17 protein-coding genes, 1 tRNA gene and 1 pseudogene are annotated in these 19,661 nt (G+C 37.5%); 3 read left to right on the top strand and 16 right to left on the bottom strand.

The window, feature by feature from the left end:
- Positions 1-34 precede the first annotated feature (34 nt).
- From miaA to ACN6MX_RS06560, 11 genes are all read right to left on the bottom strand, one after another.
- Complete coding sequence (gene miaA, locus ACN6MX_RS06610; RefSeq protein WP_419961847.1) at positions 35-955, bottom strand: tRNA (adenosine(37)-N6)-dimethylallyltransferase MiaA; 921 nt, start codon at positions 953-955, stop codon at positions 35-37.
- Positions 948-1,844, bottom strand: coding sequence for an alpha/beta hydrolase (locus ACN6MX_RS06605; protein ID WP_419961846.1), 897 nt, complete (start codon positions 1,842-1,844; stop codon positions 948-950). The genes miaA and ACN6MX_RS06605 overlap by 8 nt, the downstream gene beginning before the upstream one ends.
- A gap of 25 nt (positions 1,845-1,869) precedes the next feature.
- Positions 1,870-3,516 (bottom strand): glycerol-3-phosphate dehydrogenase/oxidase, encoded by a 1,647-nt coding sequence (locus ACN6MX_RS06600; RefSeq protein ID WP_419961845.1) that lies wholly within the window; start codon positions 3,514-3,516, stop codon positions 1,870-1,872.
- On the bottom strand, positions 3,517-5,028 hold the full coding sequence (gene glpK, locus ACN6MX_RS06595; RefSeq protein ID WP_419961844.1) for a glycerol kinase GlpK: 1,512 nt from the start codon (positions 5,026-5,028) through the stop codon (positions 3,517-3,519).
- A 12-nt stretch (positions 5,029-5,040) separates the two neighbouring features.
- Positions 5,041-6,849: a DNA mismatch repair endonuclease MutL gene (gene mutL, locus ACN6MX_RS06590; RefSeq protein ID WP_419961843.1), complete on the bottom strand. Its 1,809-nt coding sequence runs from the start codon at positions 6,847-6,849 to the stop codon at positions 5,041-5,043.
- A 20-nt stretch (positions 6,850-6,869) separates the two neighbouring features.
- Complete coding sequence (gene mutS / locus ACN6MX_RS06585; RefSeq protein WP_419961842.1) at positions 6,870-9,437, bottom strand: DNA mismatch repair protein MutS; 2,568 nt, start codon at positions 9,435-9,437, stop codon at positions 6,870-6,872.
- A gap of 160 nt (positions 9,438-9,597) precedes the next feature.
- Complete coding sequence (locus ACN6MX_RS06580; RefSeq protein ID WP_419961841.1) at positions 9,598-9,735, bottom strand: YfhE family protein; 138 nt, start codon at positions 9,733-9,735, stop codon at positions 9,598-9,600.
- A 182-nt stretch (positions 9,736-9,917) separates the two neighbouring features.
- A complete protein-coding gene (cotE, locus tag ACN6MX_RS06575; RefSeq protein WP_419961840.1) occupies positions 9,918-10,472 on the bottom strand; it encodes an outer spore coat protein CotE in 555 nt (184 codons plus the stop codon).
- Between the two features lie 118 nt (positions 10,473-10,590).
- The gene (locus tag ACN6MX_RS06570; protein WP_419961839.1) at positions 10,591-11,166 is read right to left on the bottom strand and encodes a nucleotidyltransferase family protein; all 576 of its coding nucleotides are present in this window, start codon (positions 11,164-11,166) and stop codon (positions 10,591-10,593) included.
- 15 nt (positions 11,167-11,181) lie between these two features.
- On the bottom strand, positions 11,182-12,804 hold the full coding sequence (locus tag ACN6MX_RS06565; RefSeq protein ID WP_419961838.1) for a hypothetical protein: 1,623 nt from the start codon (positions 12,802-12,804) through the stop codon (positions 11,182-11,184).
- Complete coding sequence (locus ACN6MX_RS06560) at positions 12,797-13,591, bottom strand: ABC transporter ATP-binding protein (protein ID WP_419961837.1); 795 nt, start codon at positions 13,589-13,591, stop codon at positions 12,797-12,799. The genes ACN6MX_RS06565 and ACN6MX_RS06560 overlap by 8 nt, the downstream gene beginning before the upstream one ends.
- A gap of 195 nt (positions 13,592-13,786) precedes the next feature.
- Between ACN6MX_RS06560 and ACN6MX_RS06555 the strand changes: the two genes are divergently transcribed.
- Positions 13,787-14,986: a CynX/NimT family MFS transporter gene (locus ACN6MX_RS06555; protein WP_419961836.1), complete on the top strand. Its 1,200-nt coding sequence runs from the start codon at positions 13,787-13,789 to the stop codon at positions 14,984-14,986.
- Positions 14,987-15,034: 48 nt separating this feature from the next.
- On the opposite strand, the gene ACN6MX_RS06550 is transcribed toward ACN6MX_RS06555, so the two are convergent.
- A complete protein-coding gene (locus ACN6MX_RS06550; protein WP_419961835.1) occupies positions 15,035-16,090 on the bottom strand; it encodes a nitric oxide synthase oxygenase in 1,056 nt (351 codons plus the stop codon).
- Between the two features lie 265 nt (positions 16,091-16,355).
- Between ACN6MX_RS06550 and ACN6MX_RS06545 the strand changes: the two genes are divergently transcribed.
- Together ACN6MX_RS06545 and ACN6MX_RS06540 are read left to right on the top strand one after the other, a co-directional pair.
- Complete coding sequence (locus tag ACN6MX_RS06545; protein WP_419961834.1) at positions 16,356-16,619, top strand: excalibur calcium-binding domain-containing protein; 264 nt, start codon at positions 16,356-16,358, stop codon at positions 16,617-16,619.
- 350 nt (positions 16,620-16,969) lie between these two features.
- Positions 16,970-17,042, top strand: a tRNA-Val gene (locus ACN6MX_RS06540).
- 150 nt (positions 17,043-17,192) lie between these two features.
- Here ACN6MX_RS06540 and ACN6MX_RS06535 read toward each other — a convergent pair.
- From ACN6MX_RS06535 to ACN6MX_RS06520, 4 genes and pseudogenes are all read right to left on the bottom strand, one after another.
- Positions 17,193-17,369, bottom strand: a pseudogene (locus ACN6MX_RS06535) (single-stranded DNA-binding protein); the annotation flags it as partial.
- Between the two features lie 41 nt (positions 17,370-17,410).
- Positions 17,411-17,824 (bottom strand): cupin domain-containing protein, encoded by a 414-nt coding sequence (locus tag ACN6MX_RS06530; RefSeq protein WP_419961833.1) that lies wholly within the window; start codon positions 17,822-17,824, stop codon positions 17,411-17,413.
- Between the two features lie 138 nt (positions 17,825-17,962).
- Complete coding sequence (locus ACN6MX_RS06525) at positions 17,963-18,826, bottom strand: aldo/keto reductase (protein WP_419961832.1); 864 nt, start codon at positions 18,824-18,826, stop codon at positions 17,963-17,965.
- 57 nt (positions 18,827-18,883) lie between these two features.
- On the bottom strand, positions 18,884-19,639 hold the full coding sequence (locus tag ACN6MX_RS06520; RefSeq protein ID WP_419961831.1) for a carboxymuconolactone decarboxylase family protein: 756 nt from the start codon (positions 19,637-19,639) through the stop codon (positions 18,884-18,886).
- Positions 19,640-19,661 lie beyond the last annotated feature (22 nt).

Genomic DNA, 19,661 nt, shown 5'->3' with positions numbered 1-19,661 from the left:
TTAAAACATACCACTTTGTTAATATTCGCTTTAATTATTCATTTTCCTGCATAAATTCATTAATTTCTTTTATTATTCTTTCGGCATCAGTGAAAGGGTTGTACCAATGGATGTCCATTTTGTTTCTAAAATACGTTAACTGCCTTTTTGCATACCTTCTAGAGTTTTGCTTTAAATGTTCGATTGCGTCTTCGAAAGAAACATTACCATCCAAATAGGCGTATAATTCTTTATAACCAATTGCTTGGATCGATTGAACATCTCGAATGCCTTTACCATAGAGTGTTTGTACTTCTTCTAAAAGACCATTTTCCAGCATTATATCTACTCGGTTATTAATGCGACCATATAACTGTTCACGATCTATGGACAGGCCAATAATATAATGGTGATAGACTTCTTCCTGTCCTTGGTCTTGTTCTATCTCATTCTTTTGTTTCCCAGTAAGCTCTACTCGTTCAATTGCGCGAATCACACGCTGGACATTATTCCGGTGTATTTCCTTTGCCGCTTCCGGATCCAATGAATATAAAAGTTCAAATAGTTTATCAGGAGACATTCTTTCTAATTCTGCAAGTCTATTTTCATCACGATTCGGTTGTTCCGTAAATCTAAAGTCGTACAGAACAGATTGAATATAAAGACCAGTACCTCCAACGATAATCGGAAGTTTACCCTTTAATGTGATTTCTTCAATTTTACCTCGAACAAGCTTTTGATACTCCGCAACAGAAAAACCCTCCTCTGGGTCCTTAATATCTAGTAGATGATGCGGAATACCTTCCATTTCTTCTTCGTTAATCTTTGCAGTTCCTATATGGAGCTCTCGATACACCTGCATCGAGTCTCCATTTATAATTTCGCCATTAAATGCTTTAGCCAATTCGATACTTAAAGCTGTTTTACCAACAGCAGTCGGTCCGACTATAGCAATTACGTTTGCTGTATTATGCATTATCTATCATCCAATTTGCAATTATTTCATACGTTTGAAGTTTATTAACCTCGTTTAGTATTTCGTGCCTCGCATCCTCCACTAAATGGACAGTTACATTTGTCATTCCAACACTTTTTAATCCATTTGCAACTTTGAATATATCCTTCCCATCTTTTCCAACAGGATCTTTTGCACCGCTAATAACTAAAACGGGTAAATCTTTTTTTATATGATTATTCTCTTTGTCTTGGTGGATTATTTTTAATCCATCGAAAAGGTCTATAAAGAATCGATTCGTTGGGATATTCCCACATAAAGGGTCCTCTATATATTTTTGTACTTCATTTTCGTCTGTCGAAAGCCAGTCAAACGGTGTCTTAGGATTCGTTATTTGTTTATTGAACCCCCCAAATGCCATATTATTTAATACTGTAGCTTTAGCTGTTGGACTCTTTACAGCAGAGGTAAATTTACTGAGAAGTCTACCCGCATCTCCCATTAGACCTGGATTAAAAGTAGTTCCAGAAAGGATGATTTTGGTTAAAGAATCACTATACTTTTGCATATATCTACGTGCAATAAATGAGCCCATACTGTGTCCGAATAAAATAAGTGGAATATCTCCCAAATTTTCACGAACATGTAATAATACTTCCCGTACGTCCTCCGTTACTCGCTCAAATCCTAACTTATCTGCAAAATATCCATATTGCCCATTTTTTTCAGCTGTTATACCATGTCCACGGTGATCGTGGCCAGTAACTACAAACCCTTTACTCATTAAAAATGTAGCGAAATCATCATAACGACCGATATGCTCTTCCATTCCATGAAGAAGATGTACATGGCCAATTGGCGGTATATCGGGTGTAAACATAACGATATGAATCAGATGACCATCTGACATTTTGCCTTCTAAGATAGTTTTCAGCTTAATCCCTACTTTCCTTTAATGTAGCTTCACCCAAAAGTATTTCTAGCTGTTTATTAAATACAATTATTTTCTCATCTGAGTAATGGAGCAATTGCTTCATTACATTTACTACCTCTTCTTTATACTCGGTAAAATGCTTAATATCAAAATAGAGCATACCTGTTCTTCTTACTAAAAAGTCCACAGGGGAATAAGCCATTTCTTCATGCACTGCGTAATAAATTTGTGCTAATAGCGCTAAAGGCAAGCTAGAAGTGATTGTGGAAAGAATTTGTGCATATTGAAATACTTTATCGACATTCGTCCCATACATTTTAGCCAGTTTTCTTCCTTCTAAACCAGTTAGTCCATAAGCTAGAGCCATTTGTTCCTTTTGAGTAAGAAAGGCCTCCCATTGTTTAGAGCCGCCAATATCACCACCAGATAATGTTAAATGCTTCGTTACACATGGTCCGTATTTTTCATCCCCTAATTGCTTCGAGATTTTGTCTACGATTGTTTCAGCCATTTTGCGATACCCAGTTAGTTTACCTCCAGCTATTGTAAATAAACCAGCTTCCGACTGCCAAACCTCATCTTTTCGAGAGATTTCTGATGGATTCTTCCCGTCCTCATATATTAATGGACGAACCCCTGCCCATGTAGATTCAACCTGATGAGAGGTAACATGAACTAAAGGAAACATAGAATGGATTGCTTCGATCAGATAATCGACATCTTCGGGTGTGGCCACAGGATGCCGAATATCCCCTTCAAAGAACGTATCCGTGGTTCCAACATAGGTTTTACCATCACGTGGGATTGCAAAAACCATTCGTTTATCAGGTGTATCGAAATAGACCGCCTGTTTAAGTGGGAAAACGGATTGGTCAATAACGATATGCACACCCTTTGTGAGCTTTAGTTTTTTATTGTTCTCAATGGCATCTAAAGCACGAACTCCATCAACCCAAGGACCAGTGGCATTTACTACTTTTTTTGCATGAATCGAAATTCGTTTATTGCTTACTGTATCAACAATCTCTGCTCCAATTACCTGATTATGATCGTCATAAATAAAGGAACGTGCTTTAGCATAGTTTAAGCATACTGCGCCTTTTTCCATTGCTTTTTTTATGACCTCAATTGTTAATCTCGCATCATCTGTGCGATATTCAACGTAATATCCTCCACCAAGTAAACCTTTGCTTTTTATGAGAGGCTCTTTTTCGAGTGTCTCTTGGTCGGAAAGCATCAATCTTCTTTCATCCTTCTTCACACCAGCTAAATAGTCATACATCTTTAATCCAGCTGATGTAGTGAGCGGTCCAAATGTACCTTTTTTATGAAACGGTAGTAACATCCATATAGGTTCAGTCACATGAACCGCATTTTCATACACAATTTCTCTTTCTTTCCCAACGTCTGCAACCATTTTAACTTCCAATTGCTTCAAATATCGCAAACCTCCGTGGACAAGCTTCGTGGACCGACTGGAAGTTCCAGCAGCAAAATCCTGCATTTCTACCAAAGCAACGGACATACCTCTAGTTACAGCATCAAGTGCGATCCCTGCACCAGTGATACCTCCACCTATTACTAGCACGTCGAATTCATAATAATTTAGTGTATTTACTAACTGCTCACGTTCTACAGAAGACTTCAATTATTCCACCTCTTCATCTGAAAGTTTGAAAATTCGTGTTGCCTGGACAGCTTTTTTCCATCCTTTATATAGCTGATCTCTTTTCGCAGCTTCCATTTTTGGCTCATACTGCTTTTGACTTTCACGCAAATTGGATAGCTCTTGTTCATCCTTCCAGAAGCTCGTAGCTAAACCCGCTAAGAAAGCAGCTCCCAAGGCTGTTGTCTCATTAAGCTTTGCAAGTTCTACAGGTAAATTCAATAGATCACTTTGGAACTGCATAAGAAATTCATTACTTACTGCTCCACCATCTACTCTTAATATTTCTACATCTACTCCAGAATCCTTTTCCATCGTATCAAGTACATCTTTAGTCTGGTATGCAAGAGATTCAATAGTAGCGCGGATAAAATGCTCTTTCGTCGTTCCTCTTGTCAACCCAAACATAGAACCTCTCGCTTCTGAATCCCAATAAGGTGTTCCAAGTCCAACAAAGGCAGGTACAAAATAGACCCCTTCAGTAGAATCTACTTTTTTTGCATAGCTCTCTGATTCAGGAGCACTTTTTAACATACGCAGTCCATCACGGAGCCATTGTATGGCTGAACCAGCAACAAAAATACTTCCCTCTAAAGCATAGGTCACTTTACCATTTAGTCCCCAAGCAATCGTTGTGAGTAAACCAGAGGGTGAAGAAATCGCCTCTTCACCAGTATTTAATAACATAAAACACCCAGTGCCATACGTATTTTTAGCCATACCCTTGTCGAAACAGCATTGACCAAAAAGTGCTGCCTGTTGGTCTCCAGCAGCTCCTGCAATATCTATTTCTTTTCCAAAGAAAACAGATGGATCGGTTTGTGCGTACACTTCAGAGGAAGATGCTACTTTTGGGAGCATTTTCATAGGGATAGAAAGCTTCTTACAAATCTCTTCATCCCACTTTTGATCATATATATTGTAAAGCATCGTCCTAGAAGCATTGGAATAGTCGGTCACATGGGCTTTTCCATTCGAAAGCTTCCAAATTAGCCATGTATCAATCGTTCCAAAAAGAAGGTCACCCGCTTCTGCCTGCTCTTTTGCACCATCAACGTTATCTAATATCCATTTAACCTTTGTTGCAGAAAAATACGGGTCCAATTTCAACCCTGTCTTCTCTTGAAAAAACGATTCCAAATCAGCTTTTTTAAGTTCTTCAATGATGGCTTGAGTTTGTCTGGATTGCCAAACAATCGCATTATAAACAGGTTTTCCAGTATGCTTGTTCCACACTACTGTTGTCTCTCGTTGGTTTGTAATTCCAATTGCATGGACATCCTCTGGTTGGTTTCCACTTTCCGTCAGAACAGCTGCTAGCACAGATAATACAGATCCCCAAATTTCTTTCGCATCATGCTCAACCCAGCCTGATTTAGGAAAATATTGTTTAAATTCTCGTTGAGCAGAGTGAACAATATTGCCGAGCTTATCAAAAAGTATTGCTCTAGAGCTTGTCGTTCCTTGGTCGATCGATAATATATATTTTCCCATTATGGCTTCCTCCTACATAACTCGTTTGAACATTTTCTCCACCTCATACGTCGAAAAATGTATGATTACTGGTCTACCGTGTGGACAAGTCAATGGATGCTGTGCTTTTTTTAAGCTTTCTAACAGCTGCTCCATATCCTTCATCGTTAAATAATGATTTGCTTTGATCGACAGCTTACAACTCATCATAATAGCTGCATCTTCTCTAAGTTTTTTAATATCTGTTTTACGGTTATTCAATACCTGTTCAATCAGACCTTCGATAATCTTCGTCTCGTTACCCTTTGGGAACCAAGTAGGATAATCTCTTACGACAAAGCTAGCAGAACCAAACTCCTCTAAAAATATTCCCACATCATTTAATTCATGCAAAGACTCTTTGATACGGTATGCCTCGTCTAAAGAATAGTGAAAAGTTAATGGCAGCAAAAGTGATTGTCGCTCATTTGCATTTACTTCCCCTATCTTTTCCTTATAAAACTCATATTTTACACGCTCCTGTGCAGCATGCTGATCTATCAAATAAAATCCATCATCACTTTGAGCGACAATGTAAGTACCATGAATTTGACCTACTACATGTAAATCAGGAAAAGGCTTTTTCTCCTCCACATATTCAATCGGTTGAATATCGAAATCTGAGAGCGGCTCTATCTCTTCATATACAATACTAGGCTGTTCTTCAGGCGGATTTTGAATTTGTTCGGATATCGCATCATCATTAACTGGTGTAATTGGATTCTTTTGTGCTGGCTCATATGTTTGCTTGAAGAAGTCAAATTGTACACTTGGCTGCTTTTTCACAACTGGCTTTTCCATAATCTCTGGTGGTTTCTGTACACGATGCATGATCGAACGTATTGTTATCCGAATCATTTCCATCAGTTCTTTTTCTTTACTTAATCGAATTTGATGCTTGGCAGGATGAACATTGACGTCCGTCAGTATCGGATCCATTTCAATATTTAAGACGACAATCGGGTATCTACCTATTGGCAACAATGTATGGTAAGCGTCGACTATCGCATTATTTATACCATAATGTTTTACCCATCGGCCGTTTACTAAAACCGTAATATAGTTTTTAGATGCTCTCGTTATCTCTGGTAGTGTTGCAAATCCCGAAATATGAAAATCAGATGATTCTTTGTTAAACGCAACCATTTTCTTCACGTTAGAAATTCCATATATAGAAGCTAGAACCTGTTTCAAATCTCCTCTTCCACTGGTCTGCACGATGGTTTGATGATTATGTGTAAGCTTAAACGCAATTCCTGGATAACTAATTGCTAAGCGGTTGATCAAGTCAATGGAGTGTCCTAACTCCGTTTGAATCGTTTTCAAATATTTTAAGCGAGCTGGTGTATTGTAAAATAGCTGGCTCACAACTATATCAGTACCTCTACGAATAGGAGCAGGAGAATTTGATAATACCCTCCCACCTTCTAACTCTACTTTGGTCCCGATATTTTCACCATTTGATGTCCATAAACTAATTTTGGATACAGAGGCAATACTAGCAAGTGCCTCCCCACGAAAACCTAATGAACGGATTCTGAAAAGGTCATGCTCCGTAGTGATTTTAGAGGTCGCATGTCTAGAAAAAGATTTTACCGCGTCCTCCTCGTCCATTCCCTTTCCATTATCGGTTACTTGGATTCTAGATAATCCTGCTTCTTCCAGTGTAATTTCAATAGAAGTACTTTCTGCATCAATGGAATTTTCCACCAATTCTTTCACAACTGATGCTGGTCGTTCCACCACTTCACCGGCAGCAATTTTGTTAGACAGCAGTTCGTTCATCACAATTATTTGTCCCATTTCATTCACCTACTTTTTGGTTATTCTAGCTCGTTTTGTAGCTCGTACAATAGTTGTAATGCTTCTAAAGGAGTTGTGCCTGAGATATTGACTTTCTTCAATTTCTTCATTATTTTATCTGTTGATTTATTTTCTTGGACCACAATTGGTTCTTTGCGTACTTTTGGTTGTTCATCAAAGAACGATAATTGTGTTTCGCTTACCTTAATAGCATTTTCTTCCTTTTCCTTTTGATGTTCGAAGGTCTCTAAAATTTCACGTGCTCTCGTAATAATTTGTTCAGGCAGCTGAGCTAGCTCTGCTACATGGATTCCATAACTCTTATCAGCCGGACCATCTTTGAGCTTGTGCAAAAAGACAACCTTTCCATCTTTTTCAGTCGCTGACACATGTACGTTTCGAAGCTTCGGTAGCGATTCCTCTAAATCTGTCAGCTCATGATAATGAGTAGAGAATAGCGTATTTGCCCCTATATTTTCATGAATATATTCCATCATCGCCTGAGCTAAGCTCATGCCATCATAGGTGGAAGTACCACGCCCAATCTCATCAAACAAAAGCAAGCTCTTATTTGTCGCATTCATAATGGCATTCTGTGATTCCATCATTTCAATCATGAATGTACTTTGCCCACCTGCCAAATCATCTGCTGCTCCAATGCGAGTAAATATTTTATCGACAATTGGTAGCTTCGCAGATTCAGCAGGTACATAGCAGCCAATTTGAGCCATCACTGTCGTAATCGCTATTTGTCGCATAAAAGTACTTTTACCTGACATATTAGGCCCGGTGATCAAGAGCATATTAATATCTTCCGTAAGTACACAGTCATTAGGTACATATAGCTGATTGTTCATCATCTTTTCAACAACTGGATGTCTTCCCTCTTTAATAATCATTGCATTGGACTCATGGAAAACAGGTTTCGTTAAACGGTGGTTCTCTGCTACTTGAGCAAATGAGATAAAAACATCCAACTCACTAATTTGTTTCGCTAATTTTTGAACGAGCGGAATATATGCTTTAATTTCTTCTCTAACTTGCGTAAATAATTCATATTCCAGAACTAGGCTTTCATCTTCTGCAGATAAAATAAGGGATTCTTTTTCTTTAAGTTCATCCGTAATATATCGTTCTGCATTCGCAAGCGTTTGTTTACGTACATATCTAGACTCATCTGCTAGATGAATATTCGATTTCGTTAGCTCGATATAGTAGCCAAAGATCCGGTTATATCCTATTTTCAAGTTTTTAGAACCTGTAATTTCTCTTTCCCTTTGTTCAAGTTCTGCAATCCATTTTTTACCGTTAACGGAGGCATCACGAAGTTGGTCCAGTCTTTCGTGGAACCCGTTGTTAATCACTCCACCATCTTTAACGGAAATTGGTGGGTTCTCACTTATTGCTTCTTGTAACTTTCTCCAAATATCTTCACAATCCTCTAATGCAGCCCCAAGTTTTTGCAGCACTTGATCATCTGATTCAACGAGCAGCTGTTTAATAATAGGAATCTTCGAAAGGGATTGTCTTAACTGAGCAAGGTCTCTCCCTCCAGCACTACCAAATCCAATTCTACCCACAAGACGTTCTAGGTCGTATACCTCTTTGAAGGCCTCTTTAATTTCTTCACGGAGCATAAAGTCATTAAGAAAACTCGTTACTATTTCTTGGCGTGTTTCAATCGATTGTTTGTTTGCAAGTGGCTGATGAATCCATTGCTTTAACTTGCGTCCACCCATCGCAGTTACTGTTTCATCCAATAGCCATAATAACGTCCCTTTTTGGTCACCACTTCGGATGGATGAAATTAGCTCTAAATTTCGTTTGGAATGATAATCCATTGCTAAAAAAGATTCTCTCCGTTGAAAAGTGAATGGCTGAATATGTAATAAAGATTGTTTCTGTGTTTTTTGAATGTATTGTAGTAGTCGTTTCACCGTTTGATGCGTTTGATCGGGATGGTTCGGAACATATTTATGAATCTCTTCATCTGATAACTCTTCTTTTTCAATCGAAACCGTAAAATCATGAATGGCAGATAAATCATTGATCAATACATACATTTGTTCACTGACAATTAACTCTTTTGCTTGGATCGCTAGTAATTCCTGTACGACCTCTTTTTCATCACCAGTAAGAATAGTCGTAAAACCATCACCTGTCGATACATCTAAATAAGCAAAAACCACTTCATCTGTGGCAAGCAAATCAGCGGAAGCAATAAAATAATTAGACTTCGTTTGCATACCTTTTCCTTCTATTATAGTTCCAGGTGTAACAAGACGAACAACCTCTCTTTTAACTACACCTTTCGCATATTTTGGATCTTCCACCTGCTCACAAATAGCTACTTTAAAGCCTTTGCTAATCAGTGTTTCGATATATCCTTGGGCAGAATGATGAGGTACGCCGCACATTGGAATATTGTCCTTCCTACTAGTGAGCGTAATTTCTAATATCGCAGCAGCTTTAATAGCATCATCATGAAATAATTCATAAAAATCACCTAAACGAAAAAACAAAAACGCATCTATGTAGTCTTTTTTTATCTTTAAGTATTGTTGCATCATTGGAGTTTGTGTAGTCATTTAAATCCTTCTCTCTTCTTTACTAATATAATGATTATACCAAAAAAACATTAAAAAAAGAGACAGATGACCTTAATAAGAAAAGTGGAAGGATCTATGGGTTTAGTGCTAATAAATTGAACCCTGAATAAGTAACCTAATTCAGGGTTCATTTTTACGTTTACTTTTTAATTTCGTTTTTCTTAAATGTTTCTTTGTCGGCACGTTTGAATTCTTTTGGATATATAACTTCTTGCATCGAAGTCAATTCATTATCTTTCATCGTGAATTGCTCATGTGGTTGCTTACGGTCCTTCATAGCGAACACTCCTTTCGTTTTTAATCATTTATTAGGTTTTCCTTTGTAACGATAGATATCCATTTGTTATATTTTAAATTCATAAACAAAAACACCATTTTTTTTGACTACTTAATCAATCTATATTTCTTATTGGAATTTTTTTTGCAAAAAAAAAAAAGCCGGCAGTAATAGCCGGCTTGTTAAAGTGATGAAGAATCATCTGCTTCCTTCGAGGAACCAGAAGGACTTGAAGAACTAGATGACGAACTAGAAGAACTTTCTTCTCCATATGCCCATTCTTCTTCAAATTCTGCATCTTGTACTTGAATGCATATCGTTGTTTCACCTACAACCTCAACAAGTATCTCTCTTTCTACTGTTACTTGGAACTGTGTACCTCCCGAAATAATAATTGCCTCTGTACAATTTGGTTGCTGCAGTACACGTACATGAACTTCTTCCCCAGTGGTGTCTTTATCGCGGTAATGTAGTTTGATACGATCTTTATAATTAATCGTTTCAGTAAATACGGACGTTTTGGAATGATCATGATGTGCATACCAAACGTTTATATCAAATTTACCAGTCACTTCAACATATTTACCGTGTTTTTTTGACGAACATGTGTGATTAATAACCCAACATCCTAAAATACTCGATGGTGTATTTGGTGGACGAAGCACCTCACAGGATTCCGTTCTCTTTTTACCTTTAGCAACAACAGCTTTCGTCACAATATGGCGCATGTGTTTCATTTTTTTCCTCCTTGTATTCAAGTCATAACATCATATGCGCCCATTGCCCAATAGGTTCATCTAGTTACAAATGTTGTGTAGACTTAAGGGGGAAAAATAATATCTTATGCGTTTTTTATCACTTCTTGCGGCTAACTATTCTTACATTTGGCCAGTTATACTGCCAGTTTTTTTTCTGAATTCGTTGCTCATAAATTGTAAAAAGATCTTTATTAGTTGCAAAATGAGGAACTGGATTTACTGTCATTTGCAGGATGTCAGCTAAGCCATATGGAGCTACAAGCACAATTTCATTCTGTTCATCTAATTTCGCTCCTATAGCAGTCACCGTTTCTGGAAAATTGGCTATTCCATCCATGGAAGATATATAAGAAGGCAGATTATTTATCTTATGCATTCTAGCCTGATTTTTTACAGACCACGGTATATTAGGTAGCAAGCTCTGTAGCTGATCCTCCCACTTTTTCTCCTCCGACTCCTCCTTATTGTCAGGATCAAAATAAATAACATCAATATCCGCTAATGGAGTCCTTTCTTTATATCCATGCAATGTATCCCATATCTTGGAGCGGACAAATCCAGCACAAATCCACCAATCTGGAAGGTCTAACTGCTGAACTGCTTTTAGTATATCCATCATCCATTTATCTTCTTGTATTAAAGCTTGAATATCTTCTTTTGTTTGAATAACCACCTAATCCTCTCCTCTTCATCCCCTCGAGAACATTAACTTCCAACTTATAAAATTACTTATTAACAGTAAGATAGCATATACCGGCAAACCATTCGGAATGATTAAAACCACTGCATGAATCGCAGCCATTATTCCCACCATTAACATACTACCGAAAACTTTAATGAAGGCATTAGCTTGTGTATGCTCATGTGAGCTAATAAAAGGGAACTTCCCCTTATTAAAAATTACATAGGACACTAGTGTTAACAAAATAGCAGCTAGTAGAACGACGACTAGATCCAAAAAAATTCGGAAAGAAAATATCCATAGAAATATGGCACCTAGCATAGTTAAAATAGGTATAAAATAATTCACAATGCTTGCCTTTAGAGTTGCGCTATATACAATCGATTTATTTTTAATAGGAGCTGCGTAGAATATCCATTGTCCTTTATAGTTACCAGAGTACTCTAACATTTGAACAACGGATGGAATCATAATTAGCGCAAAATAAATGACCATATAAGAACTTCCACTTTTCATTTGCTCAAAGGAACTTGTCGTTAACGTATTGAATAAAAAGATAAAAGGAAAAATAATCGAAAAACCAAGTATGGGAAATATTTTAAGCTTTAATTCTCTTTCTTCTTTTAACATAAGGGAAGCAAACTTGTAAAAGGTACGCTCTTCTTTACTTCTACATAAAATTCTTGCCCAAACTCCCTGTAGTATACGGTTTCTCTTCTTCGTTCTATTTGTATCACTTTGTAATTTTGATAGATTTCGCTCAAAAGCCGGCATAAGACGGATATATATAGCGATCGCAATAATTGGCGCTAAAATAGCGAGCAAGGATAGTAAAATAATATGCATGGAATAATCTCTATTTAAGATCAATTCAAAAGGTGCTGCAAACCAAAAAGGTGGCAGTAACGTATGCCACCAATCAAAGGTATACGTAATTTCAATATTAACTATCTGAAACACTCGACCTACAAATTGGTAACTTAGCGCCATTCCAATCGCCAAGAAAATTTGCACATAGTTAATAATATCCTTTAGCATTTCTCCACTAAAGAAGCGAAGGATGAACAAATAAACAAAGGCGGTCAACACTACAGCCAAACTACTTATCAATATTATTTCTACGAAAAATAAGAGTGCAAATATAATACCAAATTTAAATATGCTTACAATGACAGGAATGATTACAAACGAACCAGTTAAAAGAATCATATAAATCATAATATGAGTAATCTTCGCTGCATTTAAAGTCTTTCCACTAATAGGTTTTGGGTGAAGTATATTCTTATCTCTTATATCGAGTAAAACAGCGGAAAAATCAGAAACCATCGATGTCATTAAAATGATAAACAACGAGCTAAACATGATAGTTAGAGAGAAAAGAAACTCATTACCTAAAAATAGAAATGGAACTAAAAAGAGAATTCCAAATAACCCGTACATCCATAAGGATTTTAGAAACTGATTTCCTTCCTTTTTTACATTTGAACCACTAAAGATTGCTGGCATCCTTCTGCTATCCATCGTCAGCTTTAGCTGTAAAATCAAACGCATCACGTCATAGTCTATATTCAACTTTTGAAAAACAGGTCTAAAACGATCTAAAACTCTAAGTGATGCAAAATCATTCATAGCGGCTGCCTCCACGAACTAAGTTCACAAATCTCTCCGCAATTTCGGAATGCTCGGTAAAACCAGTCAACTGATTGAAAATGTCTTCTAATGATCCTTCCTGGTTTTGCATTTTCAGTTCTTCAAAAGTTCCATCTGCCACTACTTGACCACCTACTAATAATACAATTCGGTTACTGATTTTCTCTACAACATCCATAATATGTGAAGAATAAAAAATAGTTTTACCTTGTTCTGCAAGCTTTGCGAGTATTTCTTTTATAACCATCACGCTGTTTGCATCTAGACCACTAAGCGGTTCATCGAAAAACAATAAATCCGGATCATGTAACAAACTTGAAATGATTAATACTTTCTGCTTCATCCCTTTTGAAAAAGAGGAAATTCGTTGGTGAAATACTGCTTCTAAACCAAATTCTTTCATCAATCCGAATGCCTTTTTCTCTGCTTCTTCACTACTTAATCCGTAAAGCTCCCCTGTGAAGGAAAGATATTCGAAGGCGGTTAGGTTTTCATATAGCTCCGCCGTCTCAGGTACATAGCCTATTCTCTTTTTATAGGAATAATCACCTTTGAGAATATTTTCCCCAAAGATTTCTTTAAGCCCCGTATAGCCATCTATTAGACCAAGCATCAACTTTACGGTTGTACTTTTTCCAGCTCCATTTGGTCCAATATAGCCTATAATTTGACCTTCATATATATCTAGGTTGACACCATTCAGCACTTGTTTATTTCCAAAGCTTTTAGATACACCCACTAATGATAAGACTTTCTTTGCAGTCATTCGAATCCCCCTATGTATAAATCATTCTCCAATTGTAAATATTTACATATCCATTTTATCATACCAATACTCTAAATATTCCATTATTTTTATTTATAGAAAGATCTTTCTCGCGTCTTTCTATTGAACTTCGATGACAAAGAGTGTAGCATTTTCTAAAGTTGGACTACATAATCTCGTAAGGAGAGAATTCATTTGTTAACTAATAAAGAAACAAATAAAAAATCAATTGCTTTATTAATCATTGGAATTATTTTCATATCCACCACACTACGAGCACCGCTTACCGCAGTAGGACCAATTATTTCGTATATACGAGATGGATTGGACATTTCAAATGTATTAGCTGGATTTATAACAACGATTCCACTTTTAGCATTTGCGATTGTCTCCCCTTTTGTCCCAAAGGTTGCACGACGTTACGGTATGGAAATGACACTATTTCTGGCAATTCTACTATTGGCAGTCGGGATTGTTATTCGCTCGATTGGAACATCATCCTTCTTATTATTAGGTACTGCTTTAATAGGTGTTACTATTGCTTTTGGTAATGTTTTACTCCCAAGCTTTATGAAACTGAAATTCCCTTTACAGCTTGGATTAATGACTGGAATATTTACCGTGTCGATGAACCTTTCAGCTGGTATTGGCGCAGGCATCAGCTATCCAATAGCAGATGGGACTGCATATGGTTGGCAAGGCGCACTCGGTTTTTGGGCAATTCTTGCGATACTCGCATGTATCATTTGGTTTCCTCAGATCAAGCAAAAACAAATTATTATCGCAACCCCTATCACTAATGTAGGGAAAGCTAAGTCTATTTTAAAATCGCCTTTAACTTGGACCATCACTTTATGTATGGGTCTACAGTCTCTGATTTTTTATACAACTGCCGCATGGATTCCTGAAATACTGCAAACCCAAGGAATGGATGCAGAAAAATCCGGTTGGATGTTGTCTTTCATGCAATTTGCGCAGCTTCCAATGACTTTCCTTATCCCAATTCTTGCAGGTCGACTTAAGGATCAACGAATACTTGTTTTGTTATTTACGATATTCTATCTAATAGGTTTCATTGGATTATTGTATGGAGATATTTCACTTACACTACTTTGGATGATTGCACTTGGTTTAGGTGGAGGGGCATCTTTTGGTCTTGTGATGATGTTCTTCTCTCTTCGATCTCGCACTCCAATGGAAGCGGCTGATTTATCGGGTGTTGCTCAGTCATTTGGTTATTTACTTGCAGCAGTTGGTCCCGTATTCTTTGGATTTATCCACGATGAAACAGGTAGTTGGCATACACCAATGATATTATTTATGGTTACGGTTGTTCTTCTATTCTTTGCTGGAATGCATGCTGGAAGAGATCGATATGTTTCGGAGGAAGGATAATAAGAATTGAAGACTCGTAAAAAAGAAGCATGAAATCATGCTTCTTTTTTAATACGGTGATGGCTGATAGGAATAGTTGGGGGTTACTTTTTCATTATTATACGGCTTATGAAAAATATGCGTGGTAGCAGGTGACATTGGAGGAATAAGCCATGTCCAATTACCTGTGACGTCACGACCTGCATCCTTCTCGATTTCTTCAAACTTTTTAAATTGCTGCGCTGCAGTGTGATGATCTACAATACTGACACCTGCTTTTTTGAAGGAATACAATACAGCTGCATTTAGCTCCACTAGTGCTCGGTCCTTCCAAAGAGAAGCATTAGATTTTGTATTTAATCCCATAAGTCTTGCAACTGAAGGTAACATATTGTAGCGATAGTCATCCGCCAAATTACGTGCACCAATTTCCGTGCCCATATACCATCCATTAAACGGAGCAGCAGCGTAAGTGATTCCTCCAATTTCTAACCTCATGTTAGAGATCATTGGTACTGCATACCATTTTAATTGTAGATCCTCAAACCAATCATATTCGGGGTGACGAATCGGCACTTCTAAAATATATTGCTCAGGAATATCGAATAATTTCGGAGGATGATCCTTTACTTGAATGACGAGCGGAAGCACATCAAAATTGGTTCGCTTCCCTTTCCATCCAAGCTCCTCACATCTTTTAGTCAAATCAATAGAATCGGAATCCCCAATAATCCAATCTTCCGTCTCATAGCCTGCATATCGGATTAGCTGATGATTCCAAATCCGTACATCTTTTTGTGAAAATATTGTAATTGTAGGTCTAATCCGACCTTCATTTGTCGCAAACTGCATATGCGCAAGGAGCGCTTCAAATATAGCGTCCTCAGTATGTAAATCTCGTTTATCGAAAACAGTAAGGCTTTGCCAAAACAAGCGTCCGATGCATTTATTGCTATTACGCCATGCCACCTTGGCACCAAATTCTAGCTCCTCGGTTGTATGTTCGTAGGTGCCTTTTGTATTAATCTGATTCTCTACCACTTGAAATCGCATGAGCATTGCTTGTTCCGATTTACCGGTTTCATTATAAAAAAGACGAATAAATTCTTGTGCCTCTGCTAACATAATTGTAGCACCTCCTCTATCTCTCCATCTTATTAGAATGAAGCAGATACAGGCAAGTGCCAGTACTAAGATAGTTGTGAGGAATTTATGACAGAAAAATATATGTGTTGAAATAATGCTATATATCATTTTACCTGAATTATGTTAAAATCTTGGTAACATTGTATTTTCTGGTTTACCTACTAGATTGGTAGAGAATAGAACCACATAGAGGAACACAATATTAAGCAAGACTTCGTAAATTATATTATATAGGGGGATTACTATGAGAAGGATTTCAGCAATTTTACTTTCCACAACATTACTATTGAGTGTATCTACAATTTCACCAACAACGACAGATGCTGCAGCAAAGACATTCAATAACTGCACAGAATTAAACAAAACATACAAGGGCGGAGTAGCTAAAGCTGCGAACATCAAAAATAAAGGTGGAAAAACAAAATATACTCCATTTGTCTCAAAAGAGATTTATGATGCTAACATAAAAAGTGATCGAGATAAAGACGGCATTGCATGTGAGAGATAAATTTTATAAAAGAAAAAATTTATGAGATGACATACAATTTTAATGAATTACTTTGACTCCATTTTCGACTTTTTTAGATACTATAAAATAACCTTGAAAAGCACTTAGCCAATCAAGGTTATTATTTTTTATTTATAGTTCATGGTTAACTAATAGATAACAATTTTTCATATTTTTGACCTTCTAACTCCACTCAAGTTCAAAAGATGCGACTAGGATTCCCTATGCTTCTCCTTTTTTATGAGTTATCTGCCAAAGTATTACTTATAGGTATATACTAGCGCCCCACTTTATAGTATATTTATATCTATGAACGGGGATTTACTAGGAGTTTATGTGTTCATTAAATCGGTCTTGTAGCTCAGTTGGGAGAGCACCACCTCGACAAGGTGGGGGTCGCTGGTTCGAGACCAGTCGGGACCATCAGACAGTTAATACCGTTAAGCCTTGATATAATAAGGTTTAGCGGTTTTTTCACATATAAAATTTTAAAGCGGTTAAGGCATTGGCCAAATGGCGACAGTATACATTATTAGTCATCCAAATAGGTGTAGCCTGTCCATTCTTCGGTTAAATGAATTGAACGCAATCTGCAAGAACGTCCTTCGTGTAGATAGGTTTGCCGTCTTGCCCTTCATAACTGCCTGCTTGTATACGACCTTCAACACCTGCTAAGTTACCCTTTTTCAAATAGTTCGCTGTATTTTCCGCTTGTTTTCTCCAAATGCCACAGTTGATAAAGTTGGCCTTTTACTCTCCATTTGCATCTTTGAATATACTTGTTTTGCCAATTATTTTGTTGTATTCTCATACACTTCTTCTGAAACAGGTTCTAACCATTCCGGGGTACCGGCAGTGATTGCAATATGTTCAAACCAACTGTCTTTTGCGGCGCCATGCCAGTGTTTTACTCCATTATGCGTAACAATAACATCACCTGCTTTTAAGAACTGAGCCGGTTTACCTTCTTCTTGGTACCAGCCTTCGCCACCCGTTACCAATAGAAGTTGAAATCCATCACGATGGATGTGCCAGTTGTTTCGGCATCCCGGTTCAAAGGTTACATTTCCAACTCCGACACTCACTTTAGGATCAGCGATTAAAGATTTAAGATAACTTTGTCCCACAAAATATTGTGCATATGCTTCATTTTTTTCACCAATCGGGAAAATTACTCCATTTTTTACTCCTTCATGTTTTGCCATTTGAATTCCTCCAATAATAAATTTTGTTTAACCAACTTGAATAGTCGGACGAATAATCATTTCATTGTTGCCAACATCTGATGGTTGCTCGATGGCAAATGAAATTGCAAGAGCAATTTAGTCATTATCACGACTTGTTTATTCTAGCTTCCCACCAAATACCGGGAAGAAGCTATGCTCACCATAATTCCGGATGGGCTCTACATTCTTCAAAGTCTCCATATCTGCTTCCCTGATAACAAAATCAAGCTCTACATTGTTTCTCATGTGATCCGGATTTGACGTCTTAGGAATTACTACAAGACCAAGCTGTATATCATAACGTAGGCAAAGCTGAGCAACAGACACTCCGTATTTATCAGCTATTATCTTAACCTCTGCATTATCTATCACTGCACCATGTGCAATTGGTGAATATGCCTCTACCAGGACGTCATTCTTCTGGCAGAATTCAATTAGTTCAAAAGGAGTATTGCTCACATGTGCCAATACCTGATTGACCATAGGCTTGATCTCACAGTTTGCAAGAAGATTCTCTACATCGTCCTGAAGGAAGTTAGAAAGACCGATTGCCTTTACCTTGCCTGTCTTATAAGCATCCTCCATAGCTTTCCACACTACTTTGTTTTCCTCGAAGTAACGGTTGTCCTCACGGAACTCTGTCCAAGGTTGTGGGCTGTGGATAATTAGAAGGTCAATGTATTCCAGTCCCATCTTTGCTAGAGACTCATCAATGGACAACGTAACTGCATCATAGGTCTTTGCTTCTGCAGCAACTTTTGTCGTAATGAAAAGTTCTTCTCTTGCAACACTGCTGGAACGGATTCCTTCGCCTACACCAGCTTCATTCATATAAGCCTGTGCAGTATCAATATGACGGTATCCGAAAGATACCGCATCACGCACTGCCTGCGCTGTCTGTGCATCGTCAAGTAGCCATGTACCAAGGCCTAATTTTGGAATTTCTATACCATTAGGTAATTTGTAAGTTTCATTAAACATGCTTTTCTCTCCTTTGAAATGATATATTTTGTTTTCCCATTTCTCTATTCTACTTTCTTAATTTTCAGGAATGATTTCATTCACGCAAGCTAATGCGTTCAGTGTTCTCGGAAAGCCCATATAGGGAAGGCAGTGGGTGATGGCGGTGATTAACGTTTCCTTGTCATTGCCCACATTTTTGTTACCTTGCACATGTGCCTTGATTTGACTTTCAGTGCCTCCTAAAGCACTGATTATACAAATTGTCAGTAACTCCCGTGTTTTCAAATCGAGTCCGCTACGGGTATAGAAATCTCCGAAGCAAAAAGTAGAAAGATAATCCTGAATATGCTTTTGATTGGACGGGGCACTCTCATGCATTTTCTTAATAATATCTCCAAAAATCTCGACTTGAATGTCTAGACCTTTTTGAAATCGATTATCTTCATCTATCGTCTTTTGACTTTCAATTGGCAAAGCGATATTCTTCGCTGTGAATACCTCATTGACTTCATTGATGGCATTCAACGTTTTTGGAAACCCGATATAAGGGGTACATTGATAAACTGCTTCCTTTATTTCTACCGGTGTTAGCCCAACATTCAGCGCAGCAACAACATGTGCTTTTAGCTGTGGCAACGTCTGGTTAGTTGTAAGGACTGCAAGAGTGATTAACTCCCGCTGCTTGTCATCCAGATTGCCTTTTAAAAAAACTTCCCCAAAAATGAAATGACTAAGAATGTCCTGAAAATCAGGATCTGTAGGATGTGAGGCAGTTACTTTCGCACCAAATAGTTGGTTGAACTTTTCCTTGCTCTTTTCAACACGATCCATTATTAAACCTCCCCTTTGTATT

The organism is Psychrobacillus sp. BM2 (assembly GCF_048572895.1).
Lineage (GTDB): Bacteria > Bacillota > Bacilli > Bacillales_A > Planococcaceae > Psychrobacillus.
The sequence above is the reverse complement of the archived record's forward strand: the minus strand, read 5'-3'. Positions and strand labels throughout refer to the sequence as shown.